The sequence below is a fragment of the uncultured Desulfosarcina sp. genome (assembly GCF_963664155.2).
GTDB lineage: Bacteria > Desulfobacterota > Desulfobacteria > Desulfobacterales > Desulfosarcinaceae > Desulfosarcina.
The window spans coordinates 4,037,023-4,051,874 of record NZ_CAXXXH010000001.1; the positions used below are offsets into that span (position 1 = coordinate 4,037,023).

Annotated in this window: 11 protein-coding genes; 7 read left to right on the top strand and 4 right to left on the bottom strand. The window is 56.7% G+C overall.

Features of this window, described 5'->3' with window-relative positions:
- Positions 1–113: 113 nt before the first annotated feature.
- Genes ACHZBS_RS18435 through ACHZBS_RS18445 form a run of 3 tightly spaced genes read left to right on the top strand, consistent with a single transcriptional unit; the run spans position 114 to position 3,641 of the window.
- Entirely contained in the window at positions 114–1,691 is a 1,578-nt protein-coding gene (locus ACHZBS_RS18435; protein ID WP_319407992.1) for an ATP-binding protein, read from the top strand.
- A 13-nt stretch (positions 1,692–1,704) separates the two neighbouring features.
- The gene (locus ACHZBS_RS18440; protein ID WP_319407993.1) at positions 1,705–3,048 is read left to right on the top strand and encodes a sigma-54 dependent transcriptional regulator; all 1,344 of its coding nucleotides are present in this window, start codon (positions 1,705–1,707) and stop codon (positions 3,046–3,048) included.
- Complete coding sequence (locus tag ACHZBS_RS18445; protein ID WP_319407994.1) at positions 3,045–3,641, top strand: archaemetzincin; 597 nt, start codon at positions 3,045–3,047, stop codon at positions 3,639–3,641. Before ACHZBS_RS18440 ends, ACHZBS_RS18445 begins: the two co-directional genes overlap by 4 nt.
- A 25-nt stretch (positions 3,642–3,666) precedes the next feature.
- Here ACHZBS_RS18445 and ACHZBS_RS18450 read toward each other — a convergent pair whose 3' ends face one another.
- Both ACHZBS_RS18450 and ACHZBS_RS18455 read right to left on the bottom strand, forming a co-directional pair.
- Positions 3,667–4,611, bottom strand: a complete 945-nt coding sequence (locus ACHZBS_RS18450) for a hypothetical protein (RefSeq protein ID WP_319407995.1) — start codon at positions 4,609–4,611, stop codon at positions 3,667–3,669.
- Positions 4,612–4,615: 4 nt separating this feature from the next.
- Positions 4,616–5,617 (bottom strand): glycine cleavage system protein H, encoded by a 1,002-nt coding sequence (locus tag ACHZBS_RS18455; RefSeq protein WP_319407996.1) that lies wholly within the window; start codon positions 5,615–5,617, stop codon positions 4,616–4,618.
- A gap of 466 nt (positions 5,618–6,083) precedes the next feature.
- Here ACHZBS_RS18455 and ACHZBS_RS18460 point away from each other — a divergent pair, with 466 nt between their 5' ends.
- The 4 genes from ACHZBS_RS18460 to ACHZBS_RS18475 all read left to right on the top strand — a co-directional run bounded on the left by ACHZBS_RS18460 (position 6,084) and on the right by ACHZBS_RS18475 (position 11,281).
- A complete protein-coding gene (locus tag ACHZBS_RS18460; protein ID WP_319407997.1) occupies positions 6,084–6,551 on the top strand; it encodes a ferritin family protein in 468 nt (155 codons plus the stop codon).
- Positions 6,552–6,554: 3 nt separating this feature from the next.
- Positions 6,555–7,484 carry a tRNA (adenosine(37)-N6)-dimethylallyltransferase MiaA gene (miaA, locus tag ACHZBS_RS18465; RefSeq protein ID WP_319407998.1) on the top strand — a complete coding sequence of 310 codons (930 nt, stop codon included), beginning with the start codon at positions 6,555–6,557 and terminating at the stop codon, positions 7,482–7,484.
- A 155-nt stretch (positions 7,485–7,639) separates the two neighbouring features.
- Positions 7,640–8,023 carry a response regulator gene (locus tag ACHZBS_RS18470; protein ID WP_319407999.1) on the top strand — a complete coding sequence of 128 codons (384 nt, stop codon included), beginning with the start codon at positions 7,640–7,642 and terminating at the stop codon, positions 8,021–8,023.
- 81 nt (positions 8,024–8,104) lie between these two features.
- A complete protein-coding gene (locus tag ACHZBS_RS18475; RefSeq protein ID WP_319408000.1) occupies positions 8,105–11,281 on the top strand; it encodes an ATP-binding protein in 3,177 nt (1,058 codons plus the stop codon).
- Positions 11,282–11,290: 9 nt separating this feature from the next.
- On the opposite strand, the gene ACHZBS_RS18480 is transcribed toward ACHZBS_RS18475, so the two are convergent.
- A complete protein-coding gene (locus ACHZBS_RS18480) occupies positions 11,291–12,445 on the bottom strand; it encodes a hybrid sensor histidine kinase/response regulator (RefSeq protein ID WP_319408001.1) in 1,155 nt (384 codons plus the stop codon).
- Positions 12,438–14,768 carry a PAS domain S-box protein gene (locus ACHZBS_RS18485; RefSeq protein ID WP_319408002.1) on the bottom strand — a complete coding sequence of 777 codons (2,331 nt, stop codon included), beginning with the start codon at positions 14,766–14,768 and terminating at the stop codon, positions 12,438–12,440. The genes ACHZBS_RS18480 and ACHZBS_RS18485 overlap by 8 nt, the downstream gene beginning before the upstream one ends.
- Positions 14,769–14,852: the final 84 nt, after the last annotated feature.

A 14,852-nucleotide genomic window follows, 5' to 3' on the forward strand; every position in this document is an offset into this window, starting at 1 on the left:
GGCTAAAATCACCTTGATTCGTCGTTTGTCGCCATGTTAACTATTCAGCTCACACTCCCGCCGGTCTATCTTTGACCTGCTTCCACCCATGCCGGAAACAGGAGATGTAGCCGATGACAAACGAGAATCCCCCGGTCGTCAATATCGCCCTGATCGGCGGTGGCGAATACTGCAGAGAAGTTCTGAAGATGACCACCGTCGACTTTCTGCAGGATGAGGTTCATTCCAGAATTGTTGCCGTGGCGGATCCTGACAGTCATGCCTCCGGGGTGAAGCTGGCACGTCAACGGGGCCTGACAATCGTCTCGGATTATCGGCAACTTTACGATCCCGTTTTCGATGTGCATCTGTTAATCCTGCTCAACCCCGATCACAACCTGCTTCGTCAGATACTCGAAACCAAACCCGATCATCTGCGTGTACTCGCCCACCACGCCTTCGATCTGTTCTGGAAAGCGTTCAAATCCAGGGAAAAGCTGCTCCAGGAACGATCCCAGGAGATGCAGACCATTCTTAACGGGATTCAAGACCTGATTCTGGTGATTACGCCGGAACAGGAAATCGTGGATGCCAACGAGGCCTTTTTGAGACAGATGGGCTACCACAAAGAGGAGGTGGTCGGTAAAAAATGTTTCGAAATCTACCACCAGACCCACCAGTCGTGCTATGGCGACAAGAGCGGGTGTCCGCTCAATACCGTGATCCGGAACCGGGAAACCGCCAAGACGATTCGCACCCGTACCGACCCTTTCGGCAAAAAACATTACATCGAGGTGACCATTCACCCGCTTTGGGAAAATAGCGGAAAAATTTCCCGATTTCTGGAGATCAGCCACGATATTACCGAACGCAAGCTGCAGGAGAAGGAAAGTCGACGGCGTTTGGAGCAGATGGTTGAAGAGCGTACCCGCCAATTGCAGGAAACCCACGACAAACTGTTGCACCAGGATAAGATGGCCTCTTTGGGCAAGCTGTCCGCCTCGGTGGTGCATGAGATCAATAACCCGATTGCCGGTATTTTAAATCTCATCCTGTTGATGAAACGGATTTTGAAGGAAGATGGCGATGACCCCCGGGGGCAGGATTCCTTCGATCGCTACCTGACGCTGATGGAGGCTGAAACCCGTCGGATCAGCCGAATCGTGTCCAATCTGTTGACGTTCTCGCGGCAATCCAAAATGGAAATGGGCGAGCAGGATGTAAACCGGCTGATCGAAAAAACCCTTGTGCTCAACGACAACCTGCTGAAGATCCACCACGTCAAGATCCGAAAGGAACTGGCTCCCGAACTGCCCCGGGTGGTCGGATCCGCCGATCAATTACAGCAGGTGTTCATGAACATGGTGTCCAATGCCGCCGAAGCGATGGAGAACAAGGGGGGCGGTATGCTGTCCGTGAAGACTTGGTGCAACAGCGGTGCCGACGCGATCAATATTTCATTTGCTGATACCGGGGTCGGAATCCCACAGGATCATTTGAACAAGCTGTTCGAACCTTTTTACACGACGAAAAAAAAAGGCAAGGGGGTCGGGTTGGGGCTCAGTGTTGTGTACGGCATCATCAAGGCGCATAGCGGCACCATAACGGTTGATACCCTTCCGGGCAAGGGTGCGACGTTTACGATACAGCTTCCTCTGTCACATGAAGAGCAGCGGACGGAAGCGGCCGATGCCGCGCACAAACGAAACTGAATGTGGAGGGAACATGAGCAAAACCCGGATCATGGTCGTGGACGACGAACTGATCATTCGAGAATCACTGGCCGGGTGGTTGGAACGTGACGGCCATTACGTGGAAACCGCTGCCAGCGGCGAACAGGCGCTGGAGAAGCTCGCCGATGCACCATACGATATTATGCTGGTGGACATCAAGATGGAGGGGATGAGCGGGCTGGACCTTCTCAAGAGGGTCAACGATCGCGACCTCGATACGGCAATGGTGATGATTACGGCCTACGGTTCAATTTCGACGGCCATCGAAGCCATGAAGCGCGGGGCAGTCGAATATCTGCTGAAACCCTTCGATCCGGAAGAGATCGGGGTGCTGATCGAGAAAATCATCGCCCAGCAGGCGCAGGCCAAGGAGAACCTCTACCTGCGCGAACAGGTCAAGGAACGCACCCGTTTCGAAAGCATGATCGGCCAATCCCCGGCGATGCAGGCGGTCTTCGACCTGATCAAGGATGTGGCCGCAGCGGACACCACCATCCTGATTACCGGCGAGACCGGCACCGGCAAAGGGTTGGCCGCCAAGGCGATCCATACTTGCAGCGGCCGCTGCCAGGGGCCCTTTGTGGCCGTCAACTGCGGCGCCATACCCGAACACCTGATGGAGAGCGAGTTGTTCGGCCACCAGAAAGGAGCGTTCACCGACGCCCGGGAAACCAAAAAAGGCCGTCTGGAACTGGCCAACGGCGGTACCCTGTTTCTGGATGAAATCGGGGAGATCAGCATGCGCATGCAGATCGATCTGTTGCGGGTGCTGGAGGACGGTGTCTTTTATCGGGTGGGAGGGACTCAACCCCTGGAAGCCGATTTCCGGGTGGTTGCGGCCACCAACCGCGATCTGAAAAAAGCCATTGACGACGGCGCCTTTCGGGAAGATCTGTTTTACCGCCTCAACGTCATCTCCTTTGCCATGCCGTCCCTGCGTCAACGCAAGGAAGACATCCCTTTGCTTTGCGATCATTTTTTGCTTCGCTTTGCCCAGGAAACCAACAAGCCGATTCGAAAAATTGCCCGGGAGGCCATGGATGAAATGATGCTCCATGACTGGCCGGGGAATATCCGTGAACTGGAAAATGCCATCGAGAGAGCCGTGGTGGTCGGCAAAGGTGCCCAGGTGATGCCCGGCGATCTGCCCATTGTCTGCACGCAGGAGTGCGTCCTGCCATCCGACCATACCCTCAAGGGGATAGAGAAGAACCATATCCTGCAGGTGCTCACGGAAAATGCCTGGAACATTTCGCTGTGTGCGAAAATCCTGGGGATCGATCGATCGACGCTGTACAGCAAGATCAAGCGCTACGAGCTTCAGAGCCCATCTTGACCGACAACTCCAAAGCGACCGTCCTGATTGCTCCCATCGGCGAGTTCGATGCCGATATTCTATCTGCCGTCGAAAAAATGGTTCCTCAGGTCTTCGGCCTGCCTTGCTTTATCGAGCCGGTGATTGACGATATCGGTTTTGCCTGGAACGAAGCCCGTGGACAGTTTCACTCCACCGCGATTCTTGGGAAATTGTCCGAAAAGGCTCCTCCCGATGTCCTCAAGATCATTGCGCTGACCCACCGCGATCTTTTCATTCCGATCCTTACCCATGTTTATGGAGAGGCGCAATTGGGCGGGCGCAGCGCGATCGTTTCCACCTTTCGCCTGGACAGCGGCATTTCTCCGGTCGGGCAGCGCGTCGTGTATCTGGAACGCATTGCCAAGGAGGCCGCCCACGAACTGGGGCACACCTTCGACCTTCGCCACTGCGAGGATCACCAGTGTCTGATGCACTACTGCCGACGTATCGCCGACGTGGATCTAAAAACGATACGGCTTTGCCGCTATTGCAAGGTGCTGCTGAACGATCAATTGAAAACCGTTTCGTTGAGGGGAGGCAGGACGAAAGGCGAGGATCCGCCTTCGGCCTGAAAGGCGAGTGGAACCAGCGGGGTCCTCAGCCGGTCTTTATTTCGACCTGCGCCATGTCGGTCCTTAGAAATTGCCGGGCCATTTCCTCCCAGCAATTCGGCGGCAATTGCCCGAGGATGTCATCCGAAAGGGTCCCGCCGTCCGCCGCCAGCGGTCCTATCCGGGCCTCTATCCCCCGGACCAACTGGGCGATTTCACTTTTGATGAAGGCCGTTGCCTCGGTTCCCATCTCAAGGGTGCGCAGATCTTCACGCAGGTTGTCCGGCTGAACCATCAGCAGCCAGCCGTTCCCGTAAGGATCGGCCGGCAACGTCGTTGGTGCCTCTTTTATTTTGGGGTTGAATGCGGTGACCACACCGCTGACCGGTGCCGCCAGGCCGGTATTCAGGGTGCCGCGATTCATGCGGATACCGATCCGGCCCTGGGTCAACGGTTTGCCCATCAGCGGCAGGTCGATGCGATCCAACGGTCCCAGCAGTCGCGCGGCAAAGGCGTCGAGGCCGATGCGTACCTGGCCGCCTGACGCCATTCCCACCCACGCGTGCCCCCGGTGAAGATAAACGCCCTGGGGAATCTTGATCCCCTGTACGTCCTCCATGTCAACCGGTTTGAGCACCGCGTGGACTGCGTACTGATCCTGGAAATACTGGTCGAACTCACAATTGCTGCACAGATAGTCGTTGGTGCAGGCGCGAAATCCGATCCTGCGCTTGAGATGATGCAGGCAGGGACGCCGATGGGCGGGCAGGCCCTTGAGTTTGTCAGCCCAGTATTCGATCCGTCCGCGACGGCCGGAAACGGTCGACCCGGATGCCGACCGATTCCGATTTTCCTCCGCCAGGTGCCGCAGGACTCTGTCGAACCGACAGCCGGTGCAATCGAAGGCCTGGTGGCACATTTTGGTCTTAACCACACCGGCCTGCATCCAGATGCAGGGACCCGATGATCGGGTGCGCTGTTGGTTGGCCATGGTATCAACCCGTCTTTAAAAAGGCTTGTGTCAGTTTCTTCCAGTCCAAGCCGGGCAGGTTGCCGTAGACATCCGGCCCGAAGGTGCCGCCGTCAGCGGCCAGGGGCCCGGCAACCTGGGTAACCATCTCCTCCAGGATGCCTACCTCGCCGTTGATCCAGTCAACACCCGCCTCATCGCTCATCAACCGCTTGGCCGCCGACTTGACGTCCGGGGTTCGAACCAGAAACAACCATCCGTCCCCATAGGGTTCACGGTTGGCCAGTCCGGGATTCTCCATCACGCGGGTATTGACCTCCACGATGACGCCATCGACCGGTGCACGAACATCTGCCAGATGATCCCGCCGTTTCAATCCCCAGCCGATTTCGTTGTGATTGAGTTCCTTGCCCATCAGGGGAAGTTCAAAGCCGTCGGCCTGACCGAAGACCTTCAGGGAAAAATCATCCAACCCGATACGCAGATAGCCGCCGCTTTCAATGCGGGCCCACGTGTGGCCATTGTGGAAATGGTAGTGTCGGGGAACGTCGAACCCCTTGACCGTATCCACCCAGGTTGGCGCGCTTTTGGTTTTGGCAGACAGAATATCTTCGAAATATTGGTCGAAATCGCATTTGTCGCATCGAAAATCATACGCGCAGGCGCGGTTGGCTATCCGGCGGGTCAAACTGTGCCGGCAGATGCGATCCAGGGCCGGCTGACGGCGCATGGCATCCTGCCAGCTGATCTGTTTGCCCTTGGACACCTTGGCCTGCATGGCGTGATCATATTTACAGGTGGTGCAGTCGTAATAGTTATTGCAGCTTTTAAATTTGACCGCGCCGGACTGCATCCACAGGCAGGGATTATCGGCCTGGGCTGTTTTGTCCGGTTTGATGATCCATGCCTGACCACCGAGCACGGAACCAATTCCGGATTCCTGCGCCACTTGATGGTTTTTCCCGCGATGATAAGACGATCCGTAACCGATGCGGCTTCTTGGATGCCCGGTACCGTTTTCAGTCATTTTTCCTCTCCTTTGCTGGTGTTATTTGTATGCCTTATTTCTGTCAAAGGCTTTTCTTGATTCGGATCAACCCGGTGTGGTAGAAAAAGCAACCACACGGGCGACTTGCGTTGTTGCCAAGTGTACAGCAATGGTTGTGCCATTTTTATAATATATTGATTTCATAATGAATTAATAATTTCGAGGTATAGTTGCCCCCGGGATGCGGACACATGTGTAGGAAAATCCAACAAAATAGCCGGCCTGGAAATCGTCTGCCCTGCAAATTAGCGGATTAAGCAATTGATATCGGAAGGTTGCCAGTGTGTCGGTTTTTTCTACACCCGGTGTCGGCGTTTCCTACAGTTGGTAAATATGATATTGACTCGGCCTACCCGGACAGTGTTAGCTGGTGCCCATCGTGGCCTGAACGGGCGTATGGACGACGCCCGCCCTCATATCACAAGAGAAGAAAGGATAACGACCGATGGATTTTGAAAACCTGGATGCGATCATCTCCTTTGCCATTGAAAAGGAAAAGGAAGCCGCGGAATTTTACGAAGAAAACAGCGAATCCGAAATGATGTCCGGTAAGCGGCAGATGCTCAAGGAGTTTGCCGCCGAAGAGCGTAAACACCAGAAGATGCTTGAAGCCTATCTTGCCACAGGTATCGCGGAGAATATTGAAGGATACCGGTTCGAATGGATTTCCGACATCAAGCGCAGCGATTATGTAGATGCCATGGAATACAAGCCGGGCATGGCGTACAATGAGCTGCTTATGCTGGCCATGAAGCGTGAGGAGGCGGCACTCAAGCTTTACAACCAACTGCTGCGCAAAGCGGACAACGATGACGCCAAAAAACTTTTCAAAATGCTTTGCCAGGAGGAGGCCAAGCATAAACTCGCCCTGGAAACCCTGTACGACGATTACATGGCCAAGATGGGCGACTGATCGTTGATTCAGTGTTCGCCCCGAAACAAAATCATCGTTATCTGCGGCCCCACCGGTGCCGGCAAGACCGGTTTGGCCATCAACCTGGCCCGGCAGTTCAACGGTGAAATCGTCGGGGCAGATTCCATGCAGATTTATCGCGGCATGGACATCGGCACCGCCAAACCCACCCCGGCTGAGCAGGCGGCGGCCCCTCACCACATGATCGACATTGTCGACCCGGACCAGAATTTTGATGCCGCCGCTTATGCTAAACTGGCCGCAGATATCATCTGCAGGATCATTGGGCGGGGCCGCACCGTCTTTGTCGTGGGGGGGACCGGGTTTTACCTCAAGGCACTGATTCACGGCCTTTTTGAAAAAGGGCCGTCGGACCCGGTGATTCGCCGGCGTTTAAATAAAGAAGCGGAATCGGAGGGAACCGCTGTCCTGGCCCGGCGCCTGCAAATGATTGACAGCAACGCGGCCGCAAGGATCCACCCCAATGACACCTATCGCATCATCCGGGCACTGGAGGTTTACGAAGTCACCGGTGAACCGTTAACGGTCTTTCACCAGCGCCACGGGTTCCGGGAAGAGCATTTCCATTCCCTTGAATTCGGCCTCTCCTGGCCCCGGCCGGTTCTTTACGAACGCATCAACCGGCGGGTGGACGCCATGATGGCGCAGGGCTTTCTGGATGAGGTGAAGCAGTTGATGGACCGTGGCTACGGCGCTGGCCTCAAATCCATGCAGAGCCTGGGATACCGGCACCTGGCTGCAGTGCTCAGCGGCGATACCCGCCTGACTGAGGCGGTGGCGATCTTAAAACGGGATCACCGCCGCTACGCGAAACGCCAGTTGACCTGGTTCGGTGCCCGCCGATCGGTCCACTGGTTGACCCCGGATCAAACGGAATCGGCTGGCGACCGGATCCGCGCATTCCTTAAATGACCGGCTGACAATGTCTGGAAGACACGGTCTTTTATGGGGTAATGCCTGTTCCCGTTTGGTATTTATAACCATTCCCTAAAGACTCGATCGAAAAGCCCGATGATAGAAGATGATAGAATAGTGGTGCAAAGCGGTTCCTGTAATCTGGAGGAGACATGTCATCTCAAACCCGTGTATTGGTTGTCGACGATGAACCGTCCATCCGCAACAGTCTGGTTGAATTTCTGGAAGATTGCCAGTTTGACGTGTCGTCGGCGGAAAGTGGCGAATGTGCGCTGGACCTGATTGCCCGTGTACCCATCGACGTGGCCCTGGTGGATATCCGACTGCCTAACCTGGATGGCGACTCCCTGATCCTCCAGGCCCACCTGCTCCGTCCCCGGATGCGGTTTCTCATCCACACCGGGTCGGTGGATTACCAGCTGCCGGTTGAATTGAAATCGTGCGGAGTGACCCAGGAACATGTTTTCGCCAAGCCACAGATGGATTTGACGGTTTTTAAAAACGCCATCTGCAAACTGATGTCCACGGAAGATTAATCGGCCGAGATCGAGCCAACCGACAACCTCCTTTTTCAGGAATGCAACCCGTCCGCGGACCCCTCTTAGCCGGAGAGCGCATTGACCACGACCACCCTGCCTAAAACCATCGACGCCGTAATGGTCTGCCCGGTGACGGGACTGCCCGTTAAATCCCGGTCGGAGTGGACGGATCGTCAGTTTGGCAGCCGCTATCGGCTGACCACCCGGGTGGTGGGCGATCGCATCCTCTTGAATCAGCCCGCCGGCCATGCCGATCTGAAAGACATCATCAAATCCCTGCGAATGACGGATGCCGTTGTCCGGGAGCATATCAACCCACTGGCCGGCTACGTTTACATCTCCGACTACTCCGGCATGCGGGGCATCTCCCGCGAGGCCCGCAAGCACTATATCCGCCATATGGAGCAGCGGGAGAATATGCTGGGCCTGATCTATTTCGGCGTCAGCCCGCTGTTCCGTGTGATGATCAAACTGGCCAAGCGGTTGAGCCTCGTCAAGTTCAACGTCCAGATCGCCCGGGATTACCACGCCGCCATGTCGGCGGCAATGCGGCTGACCGGTATCGATCCGGTGCGTATGCCGCCAGGCGAATCCGCACACCGACTCCGGGATGCCGGGTGTACCGAACACTACGAAAACGGTCGTCACATCCTGCGCTGCGACCGTTGGCGCTTGAAGCTGGACGGTTATTCCCTGGTGGTGGAAGTGATCGATCGAAGCATCTATCACGCGATTTCCTCGGGAACATTGAGAGCGCATCACGTGGCGCCCGTCAACCGACTGCGGGAACGTATTCGCCGTACGGTCGGCCTGGAAGATGGCTTTTGCGCCATCGTCACCGGTACTGCCGATGCCCACGCCAGTGGCCGCAACGCCCGGAAACAGTATATGGCATCGCTGAAACAGTGGCATCGACAATACCCGATGGCCCTCTACGTTTTTTACAATGCCAACTGGTTTATCCGCACCGCGGCCATGCTGGCCATCCCCTATCTGCCGTTCAAGGTAAAAGTCGCCCGGGATATAGCGGGAGCACTTGCCCTGGTGGATCGGTATGCCGGACCCCTGGCTCCTGAATACAAAGACAGTCTGCTGCAGGATGAAACCGTGGCCGAGGACCCCCTTCATGTGGTTCACCAGCTGCTCCAGTTCATCGGTGACATCGACTGGGAACGGCCAGGTGCCCCGACGGCGGACCTTGTCAACGAGGCTCATCCCTTCCGTCCGGTGTTCGATGCCATCGCTCTGATCAAGGGGGAACTGGATGGATTGTTCGATGAACGCGGCAAGGCCGAAAAGGCGCTCCGGGAAAGCCAGCAGCGTTTCGATGAAGTACTGAAACACTCCCGGGATATCCTTTTTAAGCGGGACCTTCAAAACGGAAGATATGAGTACGTCAGCGATGCCATCACCGACCTGCTGGGCGTCACCCCCGACGAGGTCCGGCGGATGGGCTTTGGCGGAATTCAGACCCTGGTCCACCCGGAAGACCTTTCCCGTTTTCTGGACTTCAACCGGAAGATGCTGAAAATTGCCGACCTGACGAATGCCGACCCTGTGATCGAATACCGCCTGCGGGACCGTCAGGGACGGTATCGCTGGTTCAGTGACAGCCATGCCCTTGTCAGGGATGCGGAGGGCAAGCCGGCCTTCGTCATCGGCAGCAACCGGGACATCACCGACCAGAAAGCCGCTGAGCGGGACCTCAAGCAGGCTTACGAGCGTTTTATCACCGTGCTGGACAGCATCAGTGCCCACATTTATGTCGCTGATCTGGATACCTTCGAGATATTGTTCATGAACCGGGCCATGCGTGATGATTTCGGCGACTATCAACCGGGAGACCGGTGCTTCGAAATCTTTCGCAAGGCCACCGATGTATGCCCGCACTGCAGCAACGACAAACTCCTGGATGCTCATGGCCAGCCGACGGGCATTCAGACCTGGGAAGGTGTACATCCGGTTAACCAACGCTGGTATCTGAACCACGATCAGGCCATCCGGTGGGTGGACGGCCGGCTGGTTCGGCTTCAGATTTCCATGGACATCACCCGGATCAAAGCCCTGGAGACGGAGCGTCAGGAAATCGCCGACCGGCTGCGTCACACCCGCAAGCTGGAGGCGGTGAGCACCATGGCCGGCGGGGTGGCCCATAATTTCAACAACCTGCTCATGGTGGTGCTGGGCAACCTCGAGCTGATGCGCATGCATGCAGAGGCGGGGAGCAGCCTGAGCCGCAGGATCGACGCTGCTGAAAAATCCGCTCAGCGTGCCGCCGATCTGAGTACCCTCATGCTCACCTATGTGGGGCAGACCCGGATCAGCCCGCATCCCGTCGACCTGAACGCCATCCTGTCCGAGATGGTAGATGTGCTTAAAACCAGCGTGGCTGAACAGGCAACCCTGATAACGGCACCGGCCTCGCCCGCTGCATGGATCCTTGCCGATGGGTCCAAGGTTTGTCAGGTGATCACCAATCTGGTCACCAACGCGGTGGAAGCGTCAGGCGATCAGCCTCTCGAGATCCATTTCAGCGTGGGGAGGCAGACCTGTGACTCCGCCCAACTCTTCCGGCTGGCGCCCAATGAAAACCTGCCCGAAGGGGATTATGTCTGGCTGCGGGTGTCCGATAACGGGCGGGGGATGGATCAGGAGACGTTGGAAAAGGTTTTCGATCCCTTCTTCACCACCAAATTTACCGGTCGCGGGCTGGGTATGGCCGCCGTCATGGGGATAATGCGGGCCCACCGGGGCGGTGTCCGCATCGACAGCCGGCCCGATGCGGGAACCGCCGTTACCGTCTATTTCCCCGAACGAAAACAGGCCGAACCGGCTGTGTCCGCAGGTCCGGCCACTCCGGTTCGGGCTCATGCGCCGAACAGGGGGACGGCCCTGCTGGTGGACGACGAACCCCTGGTGCTGGAACTGGGTGAACAGATGCTTGCCTTTCTGGGTTTCGATGTGCTGACGGCCACCGACGGGCTGGAGGCGCTGAAGGTGTTCGCGGCCAACCGGGAACGGATCCGCCTGACCGTACTGGATGTCAACATGCCCCGGATGGGCGGCCGGGAAACCCTGGCGCGGCTGCGCGGCATAAATCCATCCCTGCCGATACTGGCGGCCAGCGGCTTCACCGAGGCCCAGACCCGGGAAAAGCTGGGTGATGCCCGGGTGGAAGGCTGCATCAAAAAACCTTTCCGTGTGGACCAGCTGCGGGACAAGATCGATGCGATCTTACGCCCACCGGCCGAATGACCGGCCGGGTCAATGCCCTGTCCCCCCGTTTTCCGGGGGTGTTCGGGGAATACTCACCGTGAACGCCGAACCTTCTCCGGGCTTGCTGGATACCGCGATGGTACCGCCGTGCTGACCGACGATTTGATTGGCGATAAACAACCCCAGACCGGTTCCCTTTCTTCCCTTGGTGGAGTAAAACAGGGCGAAAATCCGGTCACAGGTATCCCGATCCATGCCGATACCGTCATCGGCAATGATAAATACAATTTCATCGCCCCTGCCGGCCATGGAAAAACCGATCCGATGCGTCTGGCTGCCGCGGTCTTTCAGGCAGGCATCCGCAGCATTTTCCAATATGTTGACCAGTGCGGCGTGAAGGTAGTCAGCATCCACCGAAAAGGTGCCCGCGCTTTTGTCGAAACTGCAGTCAAAGCGGATACCGTATCCGTCTAGTCCCGGACGAATCACCCGGGCCACGTCTTCGGCAAATGCCGTCGCCGCTACATCCGTTCGATTCAGCGTCCGCTCCTTGGCGTAATACAGGATATCCAGGACCATCTTGCGGATTCGTCCGGCGGTTTCCCCGGCGGCCCTGCATCCTTGTTCCACGCGGTTCAAGTCCTTTTTTTTCAACCCCGATGACACCAGATAGAGACCGCCGTCCAGGCTGGTGAGCAGCCCTTTCATCCCGTGGGAGATGGACCCGATCATCAGGCCCAGGGAAGCCAGATGATCCTGGAGTTCGGTTTTCTCCTTCACCAGCTGCTCCAGGCTCCGGGTGTAGTCCTGCAGCTTCCGGCGCATGGCGATTTTTTCCCGGGCCCGGCGCAGGGCGATTTCCAGTGCGTCCACATTGATGGGTTTGGTGATAAAATCGGTAGCTTCGTATTTCAGGCTGCGGATAGCCAGATTCATATCGCCGTGCCCGGTGATCATGACAACCTCGGTTTCCGGATTTTCGTGTTTGATTCTGCGCAGCAGTTCGATGCCATCGCCCCCCGGCATTTTGATATCGGTGACCACGATCTGAGGATTTTCGTCCATAAAAACCGCAAATGCCTGCATGGCATTTTCCGCTTCCACGGTGCGGTAGCCCATGTCCTGCAGGGAGATGGCCAACACTTCCCGGATATCCGGCTCGTCGTCGACGATCAAGATGGTCTGGCCTCTGGCGTTATCCATGGGAAGCCTCCGTTTTACCGGCAGTGGAAGCGGTTGCGGAAACCATTTCATCGATCAGCGGAAATCGCAGAACGAAGCAGGTGCCCTGGGGTGTGTTCGGTACCGCTTCGATGGTGCCCCCGCACTCTTTGACGATGCCGTAGCTGATGGAAAGCCCCAGCCCGGTGCCCTTGCCCACCTCCTTGGTAGTGAAAAAAGGCTCGAAGATCTTTTCCACGATGTTGCTCGGGATGCCCGTGCCCGTGTCGCAGACCCGGCAGAGCACCCACCGGCCGTCGGTACCTGTCCACAGGCGGATGGTCTTTTCGTTTTCGCTATTGTCCGTCTGCCGGTCTCCCCACTTGGTTTCGATGGCATCCCTGGCATTGAGCAGCAGATTGATGAACACCTGCTCCAGCCGGCTGGGGTCGGCATTGATGCGCGGCAGCGGTTCCTGGATTTCCCATTCCACCTGGATGCCCCGTACCTTGAGCTGCTGGCTGAAAATTTCGAAGGCGCTTTTCAACACGTCGTTGAGCTGAACGGATACCATCTCCATGTCTGATTTTCTGGCGAACTGGCGCATGTGGTTGATGATACGGGTGGCGCGGTCAACGTTGCTGTCCACCTTGACCAGCATGGTGGAGAGGATATCCGCCTTGATGGCTTCCGACGCATTCAGTTTTTTGATGAAAAAACTGCTCACCGTCTTGATGACGGAAAGGGGCTGGTTGAGTTCGTGGGCCACACCGGTGGCCATCTCCCCTAAAGTGGCCATTTTGCTGGCCTGGATGAGCTGCTGTTCGGTCTCCAGGCGTTTGGTGATGTCGCTGGTGGTTACCAGCAGCACCTTCTGACCGGAGTATTCCGACGGCGAGATGCGGATGTTGACGAACAGCCCCTTGCCGTCGCGATGCAGATGCCGGGCCTGGTTGATGATCGAGCAGGTGGCGATTTTGAACGCGTAGTGATCCTGTTCGTCTTTATGGAACAGCGTCATGAACGATTTGCCGATCATCTCTTCCACCGGGTATCCGTAGACGGCCGTGACGCTTTTGTTACAGTCCATGATCTGCAGGGTATTCACATCCAGCACGAAAACCGGGTTGGGGATGTTGCTGAAGATGGCATGATACTTCTTCTCGGACTTTTGCAGGTCCACCTCCAACTGCCGGCGATGGGTGATGTCCAGAGATATTTCCATGGCGGCAACGACCTCGCCGGCCATATTTTTAATGGGCGATGTCCGCACCAGCCAGTGTTTGACCGAGCCGTCCTTGTCCACACCGCTCTCTTCGGCCTGGTGGGACAGGCCGTCGGCAAAAGTCATTTCCACCGGGCAGGAAACGCACTTTTCTGTCCTGCCTTTGTAGGCATGGAAGCAATAATCGCCTAGATTGGGGCCGAAACGGTGGGCGAACTCCCGGTTGAAGCGAAGCAGGCGGTAGTTGCGGTCCTGAACGGTGATCAGGCAGGGAACCCGTTCGAACAGGTTCTGGTATTCGTCGCGCTGCTTGTTCAGCTCATTCTGACTGGAGGCGATGTCATCGGCCATCTGGTTGATGGCCGATGCCAGCTGGCCCAGTTCATCGGCTTTTTTCACCTGAACCTTGCTTGTATAATCCCCCCGGGCGATGAGACGGGTGCCGTCGATGAGGCGTTTGATGGGCTGGTTGACGAAACGCAGCACAAAAACGAAAATGATCGCCGCAGTGATGAGAAAAACGAAAACAGCCAGGGCGATGATGCCCCGCTCCTCCATCAGAATTTCGTGGTCCGTGTTCTCCAGGGAAATGACCACGTCCAATGCACCGAGAATTTTCTTTCCTTCGGGGTGAACGTGGCAGGCGCCGGTGCTGCAGCCCGGTTCGTTGGAGATGGGGCTGATGATTCCGATAAGCCGATAACCGCGCGCGGAGGGGAAGATACGGGTTCTTTCTTCCAGCGGCACCGACGACTTCGGCGGATCGGTCTGATGGCAGATGTGGCAGGCTTCGTCTTTGATGTTGGTGATCTGCTCCACCTCATCGGGGTTGTTGGAGTATTTTATTTCTCCTTGCTTGTTATAGATGCGGATGTTCTTGATTTCCGGCTGGCGGCCGATGTTGTTGATGATCTGATTGATTTCGTCCCGGGAGTTGAGCATCATGGCATAGTGCGTACCCAGCCGGATCGTCGTGGAAAGCCGGTCGGTGCTTGCCACCATGTTTTTCATCATCTTCTCTTTTTGATGCCGGATATTGAAAAACGCCCAGGTGGCGATGGTGAACAGCAGGACGATCCCTACGGTCAGGATCAGTTTGGAGGCCAGGCTGTTTTGCAGCTTATCGATCAGGCGGGACATGGAAACCCCTTCGGGCAATGCAGAACGCCAAAGCCTGAATGCCAAGTCAAGGATGGGGATTTGACCCAGGCCATTTGGTCTTGG

Excerpts from the sequence above, each read along its gene's own strand:
- ACHZBS_RS18435 (WP_319407992.1), top strand. The coding sequence starts at position 114 with ATGACAAACGAGAATCCCCCGGTCGTCAATATCGCCCTGATCGGCGGT.
- ACHZBS_RS18460 (WP_319407997.1), top strand. The coding sequence starts at position 6,084 with ATGGATTTTGAAAACCTGGATGCGATCATCTCCTTTGCCATTGAAAAG.
- ACHZBS_RS18485 (WP_319408002.1), bottom strand. The coding sequence starts at position 14,768 with ATGTCCCGCCTGATCGATAAGCTGCAAAACAGCCTGGCCTCCAAACTG.
- ACHZBS_RS18440 (WP_319407993.1), top strand. The coding sequence starts at position 1,705 with ATGAGCAAAACCCGGATCATGGTCGTGGACGACGAACTGATCATTCGA.
- ACHZBS_RS18450 (WP_319407995.1), bottom strand. The coding sequence starts at position 4,611 with ATGGCCAACCAACAGCGCACCCGATCATCGGGTCCCTGCATCTGGATG.
- ACHZBS_RS18455 (WP_319407996.1), bottom strand. The coding sequence starts at position 5,617 with ATGACTGAAAACGGTACCGGGCATCCAAGAAGCCGCATCGGTTACGGA.
- ACHZBS_RS18470 (WP_319407999.1), top strand. The coding sequence starts at position 7,640 with ATGTCATCTCAAACCCGTGTATTGGTTGTCGACGATGAACCGTCCATC.
- ACHZBS_RS18480 (WP_319408001.1), bottom strand. The coding sequence starts at position 12,445 with ATGGATAACGCCAGAGGCCAGACCATCTTGATCGTCGACGACGAGCCG.